Below are 14,691 nucleotides of genomic sequence, written 5' to 3'. Positions count from 1 at the left end.
GATGTCCGTTTTCGAGCGCTACCTGACGCTCTGGGTCGCGCTCTGCATCGTTGCAGGGATCGGCCTCGGCCACCTGTTTCCCGGCGTCTTCCAGGCCATCGGCGCGGCCGAGGTCGCAAAGGTCAACCTGCCGCTGGCCGGGCTGATCTGGCTGATGATCGTTCCGATGCTGATGAAGGTCGACTTCGCGGCCCTGCGCAGCGTCGGACGCCATTGGCGCGGGATCGGAGTCACGCTGCTCGTCAACTGGGCTGTGAAGCCGTTCTCGATGGCGGCGCTGGGAGCGGTCTTCATCGGTTGGCTGTTCCGGCCCTATCTGCCGGCCGGCGAGATCGACAGCTACATCGCCGGCCTGATCATCCTGGCGGCGGCGCCCTGCACGGCCATGGTCTTCGTCTGGAGCAACCTGACCCGGGGCGAGCCGAACTTCACCCTCAGCCAGGTGGCTTTGAACGACGCGATCATGATGGTGGCCTTCGCGCCCATCGTCGGGCTGCTGCTGGGGCTGTCGGCGATCAGCGTGCCCTGGGAGACGTTGCTGCTGTCGGTGGGGCTCTACATCGTCGTGCCGGTGATCCTGGCGCAGAGCCTGCGCGCGGCGCTGATGCGCCGCGGCGGGGCCGCCCTGGTGAGCGCCGCGCTCGCCAGGCTCTCGCCGGCGGCGCTCGCGGCGTTGCTGGCGACCCTGGTGCTGCTGTTCGGGTTCCAGGGGCGGCAGATCATCGCCCAGCCGGCCGTGATCGCCATGCTGGCGGTCCCCATCCTGATCCAGGTCTATTTCAATTCCGGCCTGGCCTACCTGCTCAACCGGGCCGTCGGCGAAGCGCATTGCGTGGCCGGGCCGTCGGCGCTGATCGGGGCCAGCAACTTCTTCGAGCTGGCGGTCGCCGCGGCGATCAGCCTGTTCGGCTTCAAGTCCGGCGCGGCGCTGGCGACGGTGGTCGGGGTGCTGATCGAGGTCCCGGTCATGCTGTCGGTGGTGGCGATCGTGAACGCCAGCAAGGCCTGGTACGAGCGCCGAGCGCCGGCGCGCAGCTAGGCTGGCGTCCGACGCACTTCGGTGCGCACCGCCGAACCGTTCTCCAGGGTGCGGTGGACGGGGCATTTGCCGGCGATTTCGACGAGCTTTTCCGTCAGTTCGTCGGTGAGTTCGCCCTCGACCGAGATCGTGCGGGTGAAGCAGTCGATCTTCGGATGGACCGGCGAATCGCCGCCGCCCACGCCGTCGCGGGCGTGGACCTTCTCGTGGCTGACTTCGACCTGGATGCGGCCGAGGTCGAGGCTCTTGCGGTCGGCGTAGAGCCGCAGGGTCATCGAGGTGCAGGCCCCGAGCGCGGCCGAGATCAGGTCGTAGGGCGAGGGGCCGGTGTCGCCGCCGCCGACGCTCTGCGGCTCGTCTGCGAACAGACGGTGGCGGCCAGCCTGGACGGCGTTCTGGAACTTGCCGTCGCCGGTCTCCATGACCCGGACGTGCTCGAACGCCTCCTCGCCCTGCGGCGTATCGGGCGGCAGGTAGCGGGGCAGCCAGCCGCCGATCACCTGCGCGGCGAAGGCCGCGTCGTCGGGATCGCTGAGCAGGTGGTCGGCCTTGTCGAGCGAGACGAAGCTCTTGGGATGCTTGGCGGCCAGGAAAATGCGGGTGGCGTTCTCGATGCCGACGGTCTGGTCGATCGGCGAGTGCAGGATCAGCAGCGGCTTCTTCATCGCCGCGATCGCCTCGCGGAGGCTGTGGCGGCGGACGTCCTCGACGAACTGGCGGCGAATGGTGAAGCGGCGGCCGCCGAGCTCGACCTGCGCCTCGCCGTCGGCCTCGATCTGCTCGAGGCTGGCGCCGAGGTTCTTCAGCGCGTGGGCGGGGTCGGCCGGCGCGGCGATGGTGACGACGGCGCGCACTTCGGGGATGTCCTTGGCGACGGCGAGGACGGCCGCGCCGCCCAGCGAGTGGCCGATCAGGACCGAGGGGGCGCGATGATGGCGGCGCAGATAGTCGGCGGCGGCGCGCAGGTCCTCGATGTTGGAGGTGAAGTTGGTCGAGGCGAACTCGCCCTGGCTGGAGCCGAGGCCGGTGAAGTCGAAGCGCAGCACCGCCACGCCGATGCGCGCCAGGTCGGCGGCGATGCGGCGCGCGCCGAGCAGGTCCTTGGAGCAGGCGAAGCAGTGGGCGAACAGGGCGTAGGCGCGGATCGGCCCGTTCGGACGGTCCAGGCGGGCGGCGAGCGTCGCCCCCGAATGGCCGGGGAATTCGACGCGTTCGACGCTGACGGACATGGGCGGTTCCCTATGCGGCCTCCGGCCGGCGCCGGCGCACGCGGGCCAGACGGCGCAGCTTGCGCCAGAAGCGGGTCTTCTCCGGCTCAGGATAGGGCTGGAGATTTTTCACGAAATCCTCGGCGCAGGCCTTCCAGGAGAAGCCCTCGGCGAAGGCGCGGACCTGCTTGCGGTCGAGCTTCAGGGCTTCCAGGCACGCCTCGCGCAGGCCTTCGGTGGCGCTGTGGGCCAGCACGCCGGCGCCCGAGCCGGGGATGATGTCGATCGGGCCGGGGGCGGGGTAGGCGGCGACGGGCGTGCCGGCGGCCATCGCCTCAAGGATCACCAGGCCGAAGGTGTCGGTCAGCGAGGGGAACACGAAGACGTCGGCGCAGGAGAAGTGCGCAGCCAGATCGTCGCCGAACTTGGCGCCGGTGAACACCGCGTTCGGATAGCGCTCCATCAGCTCGTCGCGCTGCGGGCCGTCGCCGACCACGACCTTGGTTCCCGGCAGGTCGAGGCCGAGGAAGGCCTCGATGTTCTTCTCCACAGCCACGCGGCCGACCGACAGAAAGATCGGCCGGGCCAAGCCGGCAAAGACGTCGGGCTCGTCCTCGCGCCTGGGGTGGAACATCACGGTGTCGACGCCGCGCGACCAGACCGAGATGTTGCCGAAGCCGTGGCGTTCCAGTTCGTCCTTCATGGTCGGGGTGGTGACCATCATGCGGCCGGACGGCTTGTGGAACCACTTCATGTAGGCGTAGCCGGCGGCCAGCGGCAAAGGCAGCCGGGCCGAGACGTATTCCGGGAACCGGGTGTGGTAGCTGGTGGTGAACGGCAGCTTCCATTCCACGCAGATGCGGCGCGCGGCCAGGCCGAGCGGGCCCTCGGTGGCGATATGGATCGCCTCCGGTTCGAACGCCTTGAAGCGCTCCTGCACCGGTTCGTGGGCGGCCAGGGCGACCTTGATCTCCGGGTAGGTCGGCAGTGGGAAGGTCTTGAACTGGTCGGGGCTGATCACCTCGACCGAATGGCCGAGCTCCCGGAGCTCGCCGACCACGCGCGAGAGCGTGCGAACGACGCCATTGACCTGCGGCTCCCAGGCGTCGGTGACCAGTAGGATGCGCATCGGCTTGTGGCCGTTCTCGCGCGGGGCGGTGATGGCGTCGCGGATGCGGGCGGCGGGCCGCGTCGGGGCCAGGGCCTGGGTCTGCAGCCAGGCCCAGAAGGCGCCGAGCAGCGCTTCCTTGGTCGGGAAGTGGCGGTAGACAGTGCGCTCGCCGACCTCGGCCTCGGCGGCGATCTCGGCGAAGCTCAGGTCCTCGAGCGGGCCGGATTCCAGCTTGCGCGCCACGGCGTGCATGATCTGGTCGCGGGTCGCCTGTTTCTGGCGGTCGCGCAGGCTCGAAGCGTAGCGGGTCGGCGGCAACATGACAGCGGGACTGTCACCAAATCAGCAGGGCTGTCAATCAGGGGTGATCCGCGGCTCAGGCCGCCGCCGGGGTGGGCAGCGGCTCGACCGGTTCGACCAGCCGGATGGTCCGGTCGATGGCCGACCAGGAGCGCAGCTTGGCCCAGTGGAGGATTTCCAGCGTGCCGTCGTGATGCTCGACCAGGGCCGAGCAGCTCTCCACCCAATCGCCGTCATTGATATAGGCGATCCCGTCGATGTCACGCATCTCGGCTTTGTGAATGTGACCGCAGATGACGCCGTCGACCCCGCGGCGGCGGGCCTCGTCGGCGACCGCGGACTCGAAATTCTCCACGAACTGCAGGGCGTTCTTGACCTTGGTCTTCAGGAAGGCCGAGAGGCTCCAGTAGCCGAAGCCCATGCGCCGCCGGAGCCGGTTGAACAGGGTGTTGGCGGCGATCAGGGCCCGGTAGGCGTAGTCGCCGACGAAGGCCAGCCAGCGGGCGTGCTGGACCACGCCGTCGAATTCGTCGCCGTGCAGCACCAGGAAGCGGCGGCCGTCGGCGGTCTCATGGATCGCGTCGCGGACCACCACCACGCCGCCGAAGTGGACCCCGACGAACTCGCGCACCCGGTCGTCGTGGTTGCCGGGCACGTAGATGACGTTCACGCCCTTGCGGGCCAGGCGCAGGATCTTCTGCACCACATCGTTGTGGGCCTGCGGCCAGTGCCAGCCCGAGCGCAGCTTCCAGCCGTCGACGATGTCGCCGACGAGGTAGAGGCTTTCGCACTCGATGTGGCGGATGAAGTCGAGCAACAGCTCGGCCTGGCACCCCTTGGTGCCCAGGTGAACGTCGGAGATGAACACCGCGCGGTAGTTGCGGATCGCCAGATCTGCCATTCCGTGCCCCCTTGGCCGGCCAGAACTGCTCATCGGTTAGGCTGCTTGCATGTCATTCTCATGAAACCGCCCGCGCCCCTTTTGTCGCGGCGCCTTTTGAATTAAGGGTTTGGTCGAGGCCGACCCTCCCCAGGTCTTCCGAAACAAGGTCCGATGGACGCCCGAACCTATCCTGCGAAGGAGACGCCGAAGTCTCGGCGGACCCGTGCGCGCATTCTCGATGCGGCCATGAGGCTGTTCGCTGAAACCGGCTATCACGCGGCCACCAACGCCATGATCGCCGACGCCGCGAACCTGACCCGCGGCGCGATGCTCTATCATTTCGCCAGCCGCGAGGAGCTGGTCGAGGCCGCTATCGCCCACATCGAGGTGGAACGAGCGCGGCTATTTGAACAGGCGGCATCCGGCCCGACGGCGCCCGGCGTGGACGCCGCCGAACACGCCATCGACGCCTATTGGGCGCTGCTGCACGAAATCCCGTTCATCGCCTTCGCCGAGCTCGAGGCCGCCGCGCGCACCGACGCGATGCTGCGTGTGCGCCTGGCCGACGCCCAGAGCGCCTTCGACCGCAACCAGGTCGGCGACCGGTTCCTGGCCCTGGCCCAGGCCGGCGTGGATCCGCGCTTTCAGACCAGCCGCGACCTCGGTCGCTTCCTGCTCGAGGGCATGGCCCGCGGCGCGATGACCTATGACGAGCCGGCCCGCAAGGAGCGGCTGCTGGCGGTGGTCAAGCGGGCCGTGCGGGTGCTGAACCGCAAGGGCGACGTCCAGGAGCTGTGGCCGGACTGACCGTCAATTGCTCCCCCACCGGGAGAGCTGTCAGCCGCATGGCTGACGTAGGGGGATAGCTGGGTCAGTAGGCCCCCTCCGTCGCGCTTCGCGCGCCACCTCCCCCAGCGGGGGAGGAATTGAGTGTGCCTACCGCCCTTTCTGCTCAGCGATCCAGGCGTCCATCCGCCGCTCCAGCATGTCGAGCGGCATCGGACCGCCCAGCAGCATGGCGTCGTGGAAGCGGCGGATGTCGAACCGTTCGCCCAGCTGGGCCTTGGCCTTCTCGCGGATGGCGACGATCTGCATCTCTCCGGTCTTGTAGGCCAGGGCCTGGCCCGGCCAGGACACGTAGCGCGCCAGTTCGATCTCGATGTTCAGCGGCGACAGGGCCGAGTTCCTGGCGAAGCACTCGCGGGCCTGGTCCAGGCTCCAGCCCTTCCAGTGCAGGCCGGTGTCGGCGACCAGCCGGCAGGCGCGCCACATCTCGTAGGACAGTCGGCCGAACCGCTCGTAGGGGGCGCGATAGATCCCCATCTCGCCGCCCAGCTTCTCGGCGTAGAGGCCCCAGCCCTCGTTGAAGGCGGTGACGTTCGCCTCGCGCCGGAAGTACGGCAGGCCTTCGGCTTCCTGGCCGAGCGCGATCTGCAGGTGATGGCCGGGCACGGCCTCGTGCAGGGTCAGGGCCGGCAGTTCGTAGAGCGGCCGCTCCGCCAAGTCGTAGGTGTTGACCATGTAGCCGCCGGCGACGCCCAGCTTGGGATTGCCCGGGAAGTAGCGGCCAGTGGTGTAGGTCTTCTCGATATCGGCCGGCACCGGGCGAACGCCATAGGTCAGACGCGGCAGGGTGGCGAACCAGCTCGGCAGCTGGTCGTCGATCCGCTTGGCGATCTCCGAGGCCTTTTCAAGCAGGGCCTGGCGGCTGGTCGCATAGAACTGCGGGTCGCTGCGCAGGTGGGCCTGGAACTCGGCGAAGTCGCCCTTGAAGCCGGTCTCGGCGATGACCGCGTCCATCTCGCGGCGGATGCGGGCGACCTCGGCCAGGCCGTTTTCGTGAATCTGGTCGGGGGTCAGCGAGGTCGTCGTGTGGTCGGCGACCAGCCAGGCGTAGTAGCGCTCGCCGTCCGGCAGGCTGCGGGCGGCCAGGCTCCGGCGGGCCTTGGGTAGGTATTCGGTCTCAAGGAAGGACACGAACTGGGCCTGGGTCGGGCGGACGCGCTCGCCGATAGCAGCGATCGCCTGGGCGCGCAGGGCCTGGCGGTCGGCCGGCGGGATCGAGGCGGGCAGCTGGTCGAGCGGCGTCAGCAGGGGATCGCTGTCGATGGGGACGGCCGCCTGCTCGCGGGCCCGGGCCAGCACCTGCTCGACGGTGGCGCGCGGCTGGGTGAAGCCGGTCCGAACGCCGCGCCGGGCGTTGGCGATCTCGGTGGCGTAGTAGGCCGGCGCGGCGTTCAGGCGGTTGATCCAGGCGCGGCCGTCGGCGAGGCTGCGCATCGGCGTCGAGGCGGCGAGATAGCCGAGCGTCCAGTGAAACCCGCCGTCCGAGGAGAACGGCATGCGCGCCTCGTCGAAGGCCAGGCTCTGCAGCTGGCGTTCGAGCGTCCAGCCCAGGAATTCGCGGTTGATTCGCCCCTCGTCAGACAATTCGGCCGGCGCGATGGCCTTGGTGCGCACAGCGAAGGCCTTCAGGGCGCTCGTCCGGGCCGCGTCGGCCGCGGGCGAGTTGTCCGGCAGGCGCGAGAGCGCGCCGCGGTCGCCTTGTTGCCCGCCCTCGATCGGGTTCTGCGCGAGGGCGTAGAGCTCGTAGTCGGCGATCAGCCGATCCAGCGCCGTGTCGTCGGCGATGGCCGGCGTGGCGCCCAGGGCGAGAACGAGAGCCAAGGGCGCAAGACGCATGATCAGTCCACCTTCACAATGAGATCAGGAAAGCTGGCGCCTGCCTGGCCGGCCGCCAAGGCATTTTCAGCCAACACCGCTCGCCGAGCGGCGAAGAATCATCCCAATTCAAGGCTCGGGCGCGGCGGGTGATGGTCGCGTGGCGAGAAAAGCCCTCGGGGGAGTTCCATGAGTTTCGTGACGCGCCGCAAGTCGATGGAGCCGCCGGCCCAGGACGGGCACAGCCTGGTCCCGACGCTCGGCTGGCCGCATCTGGTGGCGCTCGGCGTCGGCGCGATCATCGGCACGGGCATCTACACCCTGACCGGCGTCGCCGCCGGGCTGGCCGGCCCGGCGGTGATCCTGTCCTTCGCATTGGCCGGGGCGGTCTGCGCCTTCGCCGCGCTCTGCTACGCCGAAATGTCGACGATGATGCCCCAGGCGGGCAGCGCCTACACCTATTCCTATGTCGGCATGGGCGAGCTGGCGGCCTGGGTCGTCGGCTGGAGCCTGATCCTCGAATACACCGTCGTCTGCTCGACCGTGGCGGTCGGCTGGTCGGGCTATGCCAGCGGGCTGATGCAGCAGGCCGGATGGGCCGTGCCCCAGGCGCTGCTGGCCGGTCCGCATGCGGGCGGGATCATCAACCTCCCGGCCATCTTCATCACCCTGGTGGTCAGCGCCCTGCTGCTGGTCGGCACCCGCGAGAGCGCCACCGTCAACTTCATCCTGGTGATCGTGAAGATCGTCGCCCTGACCGCCTTCGTCGCCCTGACGATCCCGGCGTTCGACGCCGCCCATTTCGAGCCCTTCGCCCCGTTCGGCTTCGGCGCGACGATCGACGCCGACGGCGTCAAGCGCGGCGTGGCGGCGGCGGCCGGCATCATCTTCTTCGCCTTCTACGGCTTCGATGCGATCTCGACCGCGGCGGAGGAAACCAAGAACCCCGGCCGCGATCTGACCATTGGCATCATCGGCTCGATGTTCATCTGCACGGCCATCTACATGATCGTGGCGGCGGCGGCGCTGGGCGCCTCGCCGTTCGAGGTCTTCTCCAAGAGCCCCGAGCCGCTGGCCTCCATCCTGCGCGGCCTCGGCCACCCGCAGGTGGCCGCGGTGGTCGCCGGCGCGGCGGTCGTCGCCCTGCCCACCGTGATCATGGTGTTCATGTTCGGCCAGAGCCGGATCTTCTTCGCCATGGCCCGCGACGGCCTGCTGCCGCGCGGGCTTTCGAAGGTCGGGGCGCGCGGGGTGCCGGCGCCGGTGATCGTCCTGACCGGGGTGGTGGCCGCCAGCATCGCCGGCTTCCTGCCGCTGGACGAGATCGCCGCCCTGGCCAACGCGGGGACGCTGCTGGCGTTCATCGCCACCGCCATCGCCATGATGCTGATGCGCCGGCGCGCGCCGGACCTGCCGCGGCCGTTCCGCACGCCGCTGTGGTGGTTCGTCGGCCCGGCGGCGGTGGCCGGCTGCCTCTACCTGTTCACCACCCTGCCGGTATCGACTCTGATCAATTTCCTGATCTGGAACGCGATCGGCGTCGTCGCCTACCTGGCCTATGGCCGGGTCAAGAGCCGGCTGGCGAGCGCCTAGGGCGCCAGCTGCAGGATCGGGCGCGCCCAGGTGACGCGCCCGGTCGGCTCGGTGGCGCCGACCTGCACGGCGCCCATCCGTCGATAGAAGCCGAGGGCTGGCGGATGGCAGACGATTCGTACGCTCGTGAAGCCGCGCGCGCGGGCCTGGTCGCGCATGTCGTCGAACAAGCGCCGCCCGAGGTCTCGGCCCTGGGCGGCGTCGGCCACGAACATGAGGTCGAGTTCGGGCTCGCCCTCCACGATCAGGCTGTAGAAGCCGAGCGTCTCGCCGCCGCGTTCGGCCAGTACGACGAGGTCCCTGGCGACCTGGGCCGGCGTGACGAAGTAACCGTCCAGCATCGCGCGGTAGTCGCCGTCGTAGGCGCGCGACGCATGCATCAAGGCGTTGAGGGCCGGGACGTCCGCTTCCACCGCGCGGCGCAACTCTTCCATCGAAAGCTCACTCCACGTGCTTGAGGCGGCGCAGGCCCACGCCTACAGTCGCCTCGCCTGCTTCCCGGGGCGTAAGCAAAGCAGCGCCCTAATTTCAAGGGTGAGGTCGGGGGGCCGGACGGCGCCTATTCTTCAGCGCCCTGGGGAGCGATGTGAATTCAGCGGTAGACAAGGCCCCTGCGGCCCGGGCCGGCCGTCCCGGCGGAATGCAGGACCTCACCACAGGTCCGATCGGCAAGACGCTGATCGTGTTCGCGCTGCCGGTGCTGGGCTCCAACATCCTGCAATCGCTGAACGGTTCGGCAAACGCCATCTGGGTCAGTCACGTGCTGGGCGAGGCGGCCCTGACCGCGACGGTCAACGCCAACAACATCTTCTTCCTGATGCTGGGCGCGGTGTTCGGCATGACCATGGCCGCCAACCTGCTGATCTCGCAGTCGGTGGGCGCCAAGGATGTGGCCACGGTCAAGCGGGTGGTGGGGTCGGCCTCGACCTTCTTCCTGCTGCTGTCGCTGTCGGTCGGGGTGGCCGGCTACCTGCTGACCCCGGCGATCCTGAGGGTCATGCAGACGCCGCCGGACGCGACGCGCGATGCGATCACCTATCTGCGGGTGATCTTCGCGGCGATGCCGTTCATGTACTTCTTCTCGTTCGTGATGATGGCCCAGCGCGGGGCGGGCGACTCCAAGACCCCGTTCTGGTTCTCGGTGGCTGCGGTCGGGATGGACGTGATCCTGAACCCCCTGCTGATCACCGGATTCGGCCCGTTCCCGCAGCTGGGCATCGCCGGGTCGGCCACCGCCACCCTGATCAGTCAGACGCTCACCCTGGCGGCGATGATCGTCTACCTCTACCGCACCGACAGCGTGCTGATCCTCAAGCGCGGCGACTGGAAGCTGTTCTTGCCCGAGCTGGCGATCATCCGGACCCTGGTCGTGAAGGGCTTTCCGATGGCCCTGCAGATGCTGGTCATCTCCGGGGCGGCGGTGATGATGATCCGCTTCGTCAACGCCTACGGATCGGCCACGGCGGCCGGCTACGGGGCGGCGATCCAGCTCTGGACCTATATCCAGATGCCGGCCATGGCGCTGGGCGCGGCGGTGTCGTCGATGGCGGCCCAGAACGTCGGCGCCGGCAAGATGGACCGGGTGGGACAGGTGGCGCGCCAGGGCGTGCTGATCGCCGCCTTCATGACCGGGATCCCGGTGGCGCTGATCTATCTCGTCGAGCCCTGGGTGCTGATGGCCTTCCTGCCGCCGGGCAGCCCGTCGACGGCGATCGCCATGCACATCAACGCCTTTGCGCTCTGGGGCTTCATTCCGTTCGGGATGGCCTTCGTGCTGAACGGCATCATCCGCGCCACCGGCGCGGTCTGGCCGCCGCTGCTGGGACTGCTGATCTCGATGTGGCTGGTGCGGATTCCGTTCGCGCACTTCCTGGAACCGGTTCTCGGTCAGGACGCGGTGTGGTGGAGCTTCCCGCTCGGGTCGATCATGTCGCTGGTGCTGGCCGCCGGCTACTATCGCTGGGGCGGCTGGCGCAAGGCCAAGCTCATGGAGGGCATTCCGATGGGCGCAGCCCCCGACACCGGCATGAGCCCGCCGGCCGTGGCCGAGGAGACCGAGGCGCTCGACGACGCGGCCCGGCACGCGGTTCCGGCCAAGACCCCGGCCGAGTAGGGCCGAGCCTGAAAAAACACGCCTGAGCCGTATCGGCGCCGTTGCGTCATGCAAACGCGCGTTTGATAATGCCGGTGCGCGTGGTCGGCTAAGCGGCTGTCCGCGCGAAACAATTCAGAGCGGCCGCGCAGTCCGCCATACCTATTTTTTGAAAAATTGCGATTTGTAGGCAAAGATGGGAGGCGCCGGATGGCGTGGGATTTCGAAACCGACCCCGAGTTCCAGAAGAAGCTCGACTGGATCGAGGACTTCATGCGCGAGGAGGTCGAGCCGCTCTCGCAGCTGGGGCTGGCGGTCCGCGGCTCGCTCGGCCGCGAGAAGTTCATCAAGCCGCTGCAGCAGAAGGTGAAGGATCAGGGCCTGTGGGCTTGCCACCTGGGCCCGGAACTGGGCGGCCAGGGCTACGGCCAGCTGAAGCTCGGCCTGATGAACGAGAAGCTCGGCCGCAACAGCCTGGCGCCGACCATCTTCGGCTGCCAGGCGCCGGACACCGGCAACGCAGAGATCATCGCCCACTACGGCACCGACAAGCAGAAGGAGCAGTACCTCTGGCCGCTGCTGAACGGCGACATCCGTTCGGCGTTCTCGATGAGCGAGCCGACCGGCGGTTCCGACCCGCTGACCTTCAAGACGCGTGCGGTGCTGGACGGCGACGAATGGGTGATCAACGGCGAGAAGTGGTTCTCGACCAACGCCCGCTATTCCAAGGTCCTGGTGCTCTACGCGGTCACCGACCCGGACGCCAAGGACCCCTATCGCCGGACCTCGATCTTCCTGGTTCCGACCGACACCCCCGGCGTCGAGATCATCCGCAATGTCGGCGTCGGCGGCGGCGGCGAGATCGGCGGCGGCAACGAGGGCTATGTCCGCTACAACAATGTCCGCGTGCCGTATGACGCGCTGCTGGGCGAGCGGGGCGCAGCCTTCGTGATCGCCCAGGTCCGCCTGGGCGGCGGGCGGGTCCACCACGCCATGCGCACGGTCGGCGCCTGCAAGCACGCTCTGGACCTGATGTGCCGTCGGGCGGTTTCGCGCACCACGCGCGACGGTAAGCTGGCCGACCTGCAGATGGTGCAGGAGCAAATCGCCGATAGCTGGATCGCGGTCGAGCAGTTCCGCCTGCTGGTGCTGCGCACCGCCTGGCTGATCGACAAGCACAAGGACTACAACATGGTCCGCAAGGACATCGCGGCCATCAAGGTCGCGATGCCGAAGGTCTATAACGACGTGGCCACCAAGGCCGCGCACCTGCACGGCGCGCTGGGCGTCTCCAACGAGATGCCGTTCATGCACATGGTCACCTCATCGCTGGTCATGGGCATCGCCGACGGCCCCACCGAGGTCCACAAGGTGACCTTGGCCAAGCAGGTGCTGAAGGACTACCGGCCCGACAACGACCTGTTCCCGAACTACCACATCCCGCGCCTCAAGGAGGCGGCCGAGGAGAAGTACGCCAAGGAGCTGGCGGAGCTGAAGGAAGCCTATCGGGCCGAACGCGCCAAGAGCGCGGCGACCGCCTAACGGCTGTATACCGCCGTAACGGCAAGGGCCTAGTGTGTGGGGCGGCTTCTGATTTGGAGCCGCCCTACCTATTCCAGTTGTTCGATTTCGAGGATTTCGTGACCGACGTTCAGACCGATTCTGCGCCGTCTGCGGCGCCCGCCTGGCCCGTCATGACGCTCGCCGAGGCCCATTCCCGGCTTATCGCACCCGGCCAGCGTTTCGAGATCGAAGAAAAGCCGATCCGCGGGATCATGACCCGCACCTGGAAGCATGCGCCGCCGACCCTGCGCGACATCTTCCTCAACGGCCGCACGTTCAAGGACCGCGAATTCCTGGTCTACGAAAACGACCGGGCCACCTTCGAGGGCTTCGCCCGCGCGACCATCGCGCTGGCCCACCAGCTGCAGGCCGACGGCGTGAAGAAGGGCGACCGCGTCGCCGTCATCATGCGCAACATCCCCGAGTGGCCGGTCGCCTTCTGGGCGGGGATCCTGGTCGGAGCGATCGTCACCCCGCTGAACGCCTGGTGGACCGGGCCGGAGCTGGAGTACGGCCTGGCCGATTCCGGAACCAAGGTCGCCATCGTCGACGACGAGCGGCTGGAGCGCATCCAGGCCTCGTTCCCGAACCTGCCCGACCTGGAGAAGGTCTATGTCCCGCGCCTGGCGGCCGCGCCGACCGACGACAAGGTCCGTCGGCTGGAGGAGGTCATCGGCCAGGTCAATGATTGGGGCCGACTGACCGACCGTCCGTTGCCCGACGTGGCGCTGGAGCCGGAGGACGACGCCACCATCCTCTATACCTCGGGGACGACCGGCAAGCCGAAGGGCGCGCTGGGCACCCATCGCAACATGACGTCGAACATCATGGCCAGCGGCATCTCGGCGACGCGCAACTTCCTGCGCGCCGGTCAGCCGCTGCCCGAGAGCGACCCGCACAAGCTGCCGCAGCGGGTCAATCTGCTGGTCGTACCGATGTTCCACGCCACCGGCCTGTCGGCGAATCTGTCGCCGGCCCTGAATGCGGGCGGCAAGATCGTGCTGATGCGCCGCTGGGACACCGAGCCGGCCATGGCCCTGATCGAGCGGGAAAAGGTCAACTCCACCGGCGGGGTGCCGACCATCGCCTGGCAGCTGATCGAGCATCCGGCCCGCGGCAAGTACGACCTGTCCTCATTGCAATCGGTCGCCTATGGCGGCGCGCCCTCGGCCCCCGAGCTGGTGCGCAAGATCGTCGAGGTGTTTCCGGCCTCGCAGCCCGGCAACGGCTGGGGCATGACCGAGACCACGGCGACCTTCACCTCGCACCTGGGCAAGGATTACGAGAACCGGCCGGGCAGCGCGGGGCCCGCCGCCCCGGTCGGCGAGATGCAGATCCGCGATCCGGCCGACGGCGTGAGCGTGCTCGCGCCGAACGCCGTCGGCGAGCTGTGGGTCAAGGGCCCGCAGGTGGTGAAGGGCTACTGGAACAAGCCGGAGGCCACGGCCGAGACCTTCGTCGACGGCTGGCTGCGCACCGGCGACCTGGCGCGGATCGACGAGGAAGGCTTCCTGTTCATCATCGACCGGGCCAAGGACATGCTGATCCGCGGCGGTGAGAACATCTACTGCGTCGAGGTCGAGAACGTGCTCTACGACCATCCCGACGTGATGGACGCGGCCCTGGTCGGTCGGCCGCACAAGACCCTTGGCGAGGAGCCGGTGGCGGTGGTGCACCTCAAGCCTGGCGGGCGCGCCGACGAGGACGAACTGCGCGGCTTCGTGCGCGAGCGGCTGGCGGCCTTCAAGGTGCCGGTCGAGGTGCGGTTCTGGCCCGAGACCTTGCCCCGCAACGCCAACGGCAAGATCGTGAAGACGGAACTGAAGAAGCTGTTCGAGGGGAACTCATGAGTTCGCGCAAGCCGCTGATCGTCGGCATCGGCGGCACCACCCGGATAGGGTCGACGACCGAACGGGCGTTGAGCGTCGCGCTGCGGGCGGTCGAGGCCGGGGGCGGGGAGACCCGCCTGCTCGGCGGCGCGTTCCTGGCCCGTCTGCCGATCTACAATCCGGCGGTCGCCGAGCCGACGCCTGAGCAGATCGAACTGGCCGACGCGGTGCGCGCCGCCGACGGGCTGATCGTCGCCTCGCCGGGCTATCACGGCTCGATCTCCGGAGTGATCAAGAACGCCCTCGACACCCTGGAGATGTTGCGGACCGACGATCGGCCCTATCTGACCGACCGGGCGGTGGGCTGCGTCATCACCGCCGACGGCTGGCAGGCGGCCGGAACCACCTTGAC

At 68.5% G+C, this 14,691-nt stretch carries 12 protein-coding genes and 1 pseudogene (1 of these 13 cut by a window edge); 7 read left to right on the top strand and 6 right to left on the bottom strand.

From position 1 onward, the window contains the following. The first annotated feature begins 1 nt into the window (after position 1). Positions 2-1,039, top strand: coding sequence for an ACR3 family arsenite efflux transporter (arsB, locus tag O4N75_RS19710; RefSeq protein WP_269627114.1), 1,038 nt, complete (start codon positions 2-4; stop codon positions 1,037-1,039). Here the strand turns inward: arsB and O4N75_RS19705 are convergent. The 4 genes and pseudogenes from O4N75_RS19705 to O4N75_RS19690 all read right to left on the bottom strand — a co-directional run bounded on the left by O4N75_RS19705 (position 1,036) and on the right by O4N75_RS19690 (position 4,559). Then, entirely contained in the window at positions 1,036-2,268 is a 1,233-nt protein-coding gene (locus O4N75_RS19705) for a bifunctional alpha/beta hydrolase/OsmC family protein (protein WP_269627113.1), read from the bottom strand. The genes arsB and O4N75_RS19705 overlap by 4 nt on opposite strands. 10 nt (positions 2,269-2,278) lie before the next feature. Continuing rightward, positions 2,279-3,376: a glycosyltransferase family 1 protein gene (locus O4N75_RS19700; RefSeq protein WP_269629396.1), complete on the bottom strand. Its 1,098-nt coding sequence runs from the start codon at positions 3,374-3,376 to the stop codon at positions 2,279-2,281. Between the two features lie 111 nt (positions 3,377-3,487). After that, positions 3,488-3,610 (bottom strand): annotated as a pseudogene (locus tag O4N75_RS19695) (TetR family transcriptional regulator); the annotation flags it as partial. Between the two features lie 124 nt (positions 3,611-3,734). After that, positions 3,735-4,559, bottom strand: coding sequence for a UDP-2,3-diacylglucosamine diphosphatase (locus O4N75_RS19690; protein ID WP_269627112.1), 825 nt, complete (start codon positions 4,557-4,559; stop codon positions 3,735-3,737). Positions 4,560-4,712: 153 nt separating this feature from the next. Here O4N75_RS19690 and O4N75_RS19685 point away from each other — a divergent pair, with 153 nt between their 5' ends. Continuing rightward, entirely contained in the window at positions 4,713-5,348 is a 636-nt protein-coding gene (locus O4N75_RS19685) for a TetR/AcrR family transcriptional regulator (RefSeq protein ID WP_269627111.1), read from the top strand. A gap of 129 nt (positions 5,349-5,477) precedes the next feature. Here the strand turns inward: O4N75_RS19685 and O4N75_RS19680 are convergent, their stop codons facing one another. Beyond that, on the bottom strand, positions 5,478-7,223 hold the full coding sequence (locus tag O4N75_RS19680) for a DUF885 family protein (protein ID WP_269627110.1): 1,746 nt from the start codon (positions 7,221-7,223) through the stop codon (positions 5,478-5,480). Positions 7,224-7,391: 168 nt separating this feature from the next. Here O4N75_RS19680 and O4N75_RS19675 point away from each other — a divergent pair, with 168 nt between their 5' ends. Then, positions 7,392-8,795 (top strand): amino acid permease, encoded by a 1,404-nt coding sequence (locus O4N75_RS19675; protein WP_269627109.1) that lies wholly within the window; start codon positions 7,392-7,394, stop codon positions 8,793-8,795. Here the strand turns inward: O4N75_RS19675 and O4N75_RS19670 are convergent. Then, positions 8,792-9,229 carry a GNAT family N-acetyltransferase gene (locus O4N75_RS19670; protein WP_269627108.1) on the bottom strand — a complete coding sequence of 146 codons (438 nt, stop codon included), beginning with the start codon at positions 9,227-9,229 and terminating at the stop codon, positions 8,792-8,794. The genes O4N75_RS19675 and O4N75_RS19670 overlap by 4 nt on opposite strands. Positions 9,230-9,381: 152 nt before the next feature. Between O4N75_RS19670 and O4N75_RS19665 the strand changes: the two genes are divergently transcribed. The 4 genes from O4N75_RS19665 to O4N75_RS19650 all read left to right on the top strand — a co-directional run. Then, the gene (locus O4N75_RS19665) at positions 9,382-10,908 is read left to right on the top strand and encodes an MATE family efflux transporter (protein WP_269627107.1); all 1,527 of its coding nucleotides are present in this window, start codon (positions 9,382-9,384) and stop codon (positions 10,906-10,908) included. Between the two features lie 189 nt (positions 10,909-11,097). After that, complete coding sequence (locus O4N75_RS19660) at positions 11,098-12,429, top strand: acyl-CoA dehydrogenase family protein (RefSeq protein ID WP_269627106.1); 1,332 nt, start codon at positions 11,098-11,100, stop codon at positions 12,427-12,429. 152 nt (positions 12,430-12,581) lie between these two features. Then, on the top strand, positions 12,582-14,300 hold the full coding sequence (locus O4N75_RS19655; protein ID WP_269629395.1) for a class I adenylate-forming enzyme family protein: 1,719 nt from the start codon (positions 12,582-12,584) through the stop codon (positions 14,298-14,300). After that, positions 14,297-14,691, top strand: the 5' portion of a protein-coding gene (locus O4N75_RS19650; RefSeq protein ID WP_269627105.1) for an NADPH-dependent FMN reductase. 181 nt of this gene lie beyond the right edge of the window; 395 of the gene's 576 nt are visible here — the first part of the coding sequence; the start codon lies at positions 14,297-14,299; the stop codon falls past the right edge of the window. The genes O4N75_RS19655 and O4N75_RS19650 overlap by 4 nt, the downstream gene beginning before the upstream one ends.

This window comes from Phenylobacterium sp. NIBR 498073 (assembly GCF_027286305.1).
In the GTDB taxonomy this organism is placed as follows: domain Bacteria; phylum Pseudomonadota; class Alphaproteobacteria; order Caulobacterales; family Caulobacteraceae; genus Phenylobacterium.
The sequence above is the reverse complement of the archived record's forward strand: the minus strand, read 5'-3'. Positions and strand labels throughout refer to the sequence as shown.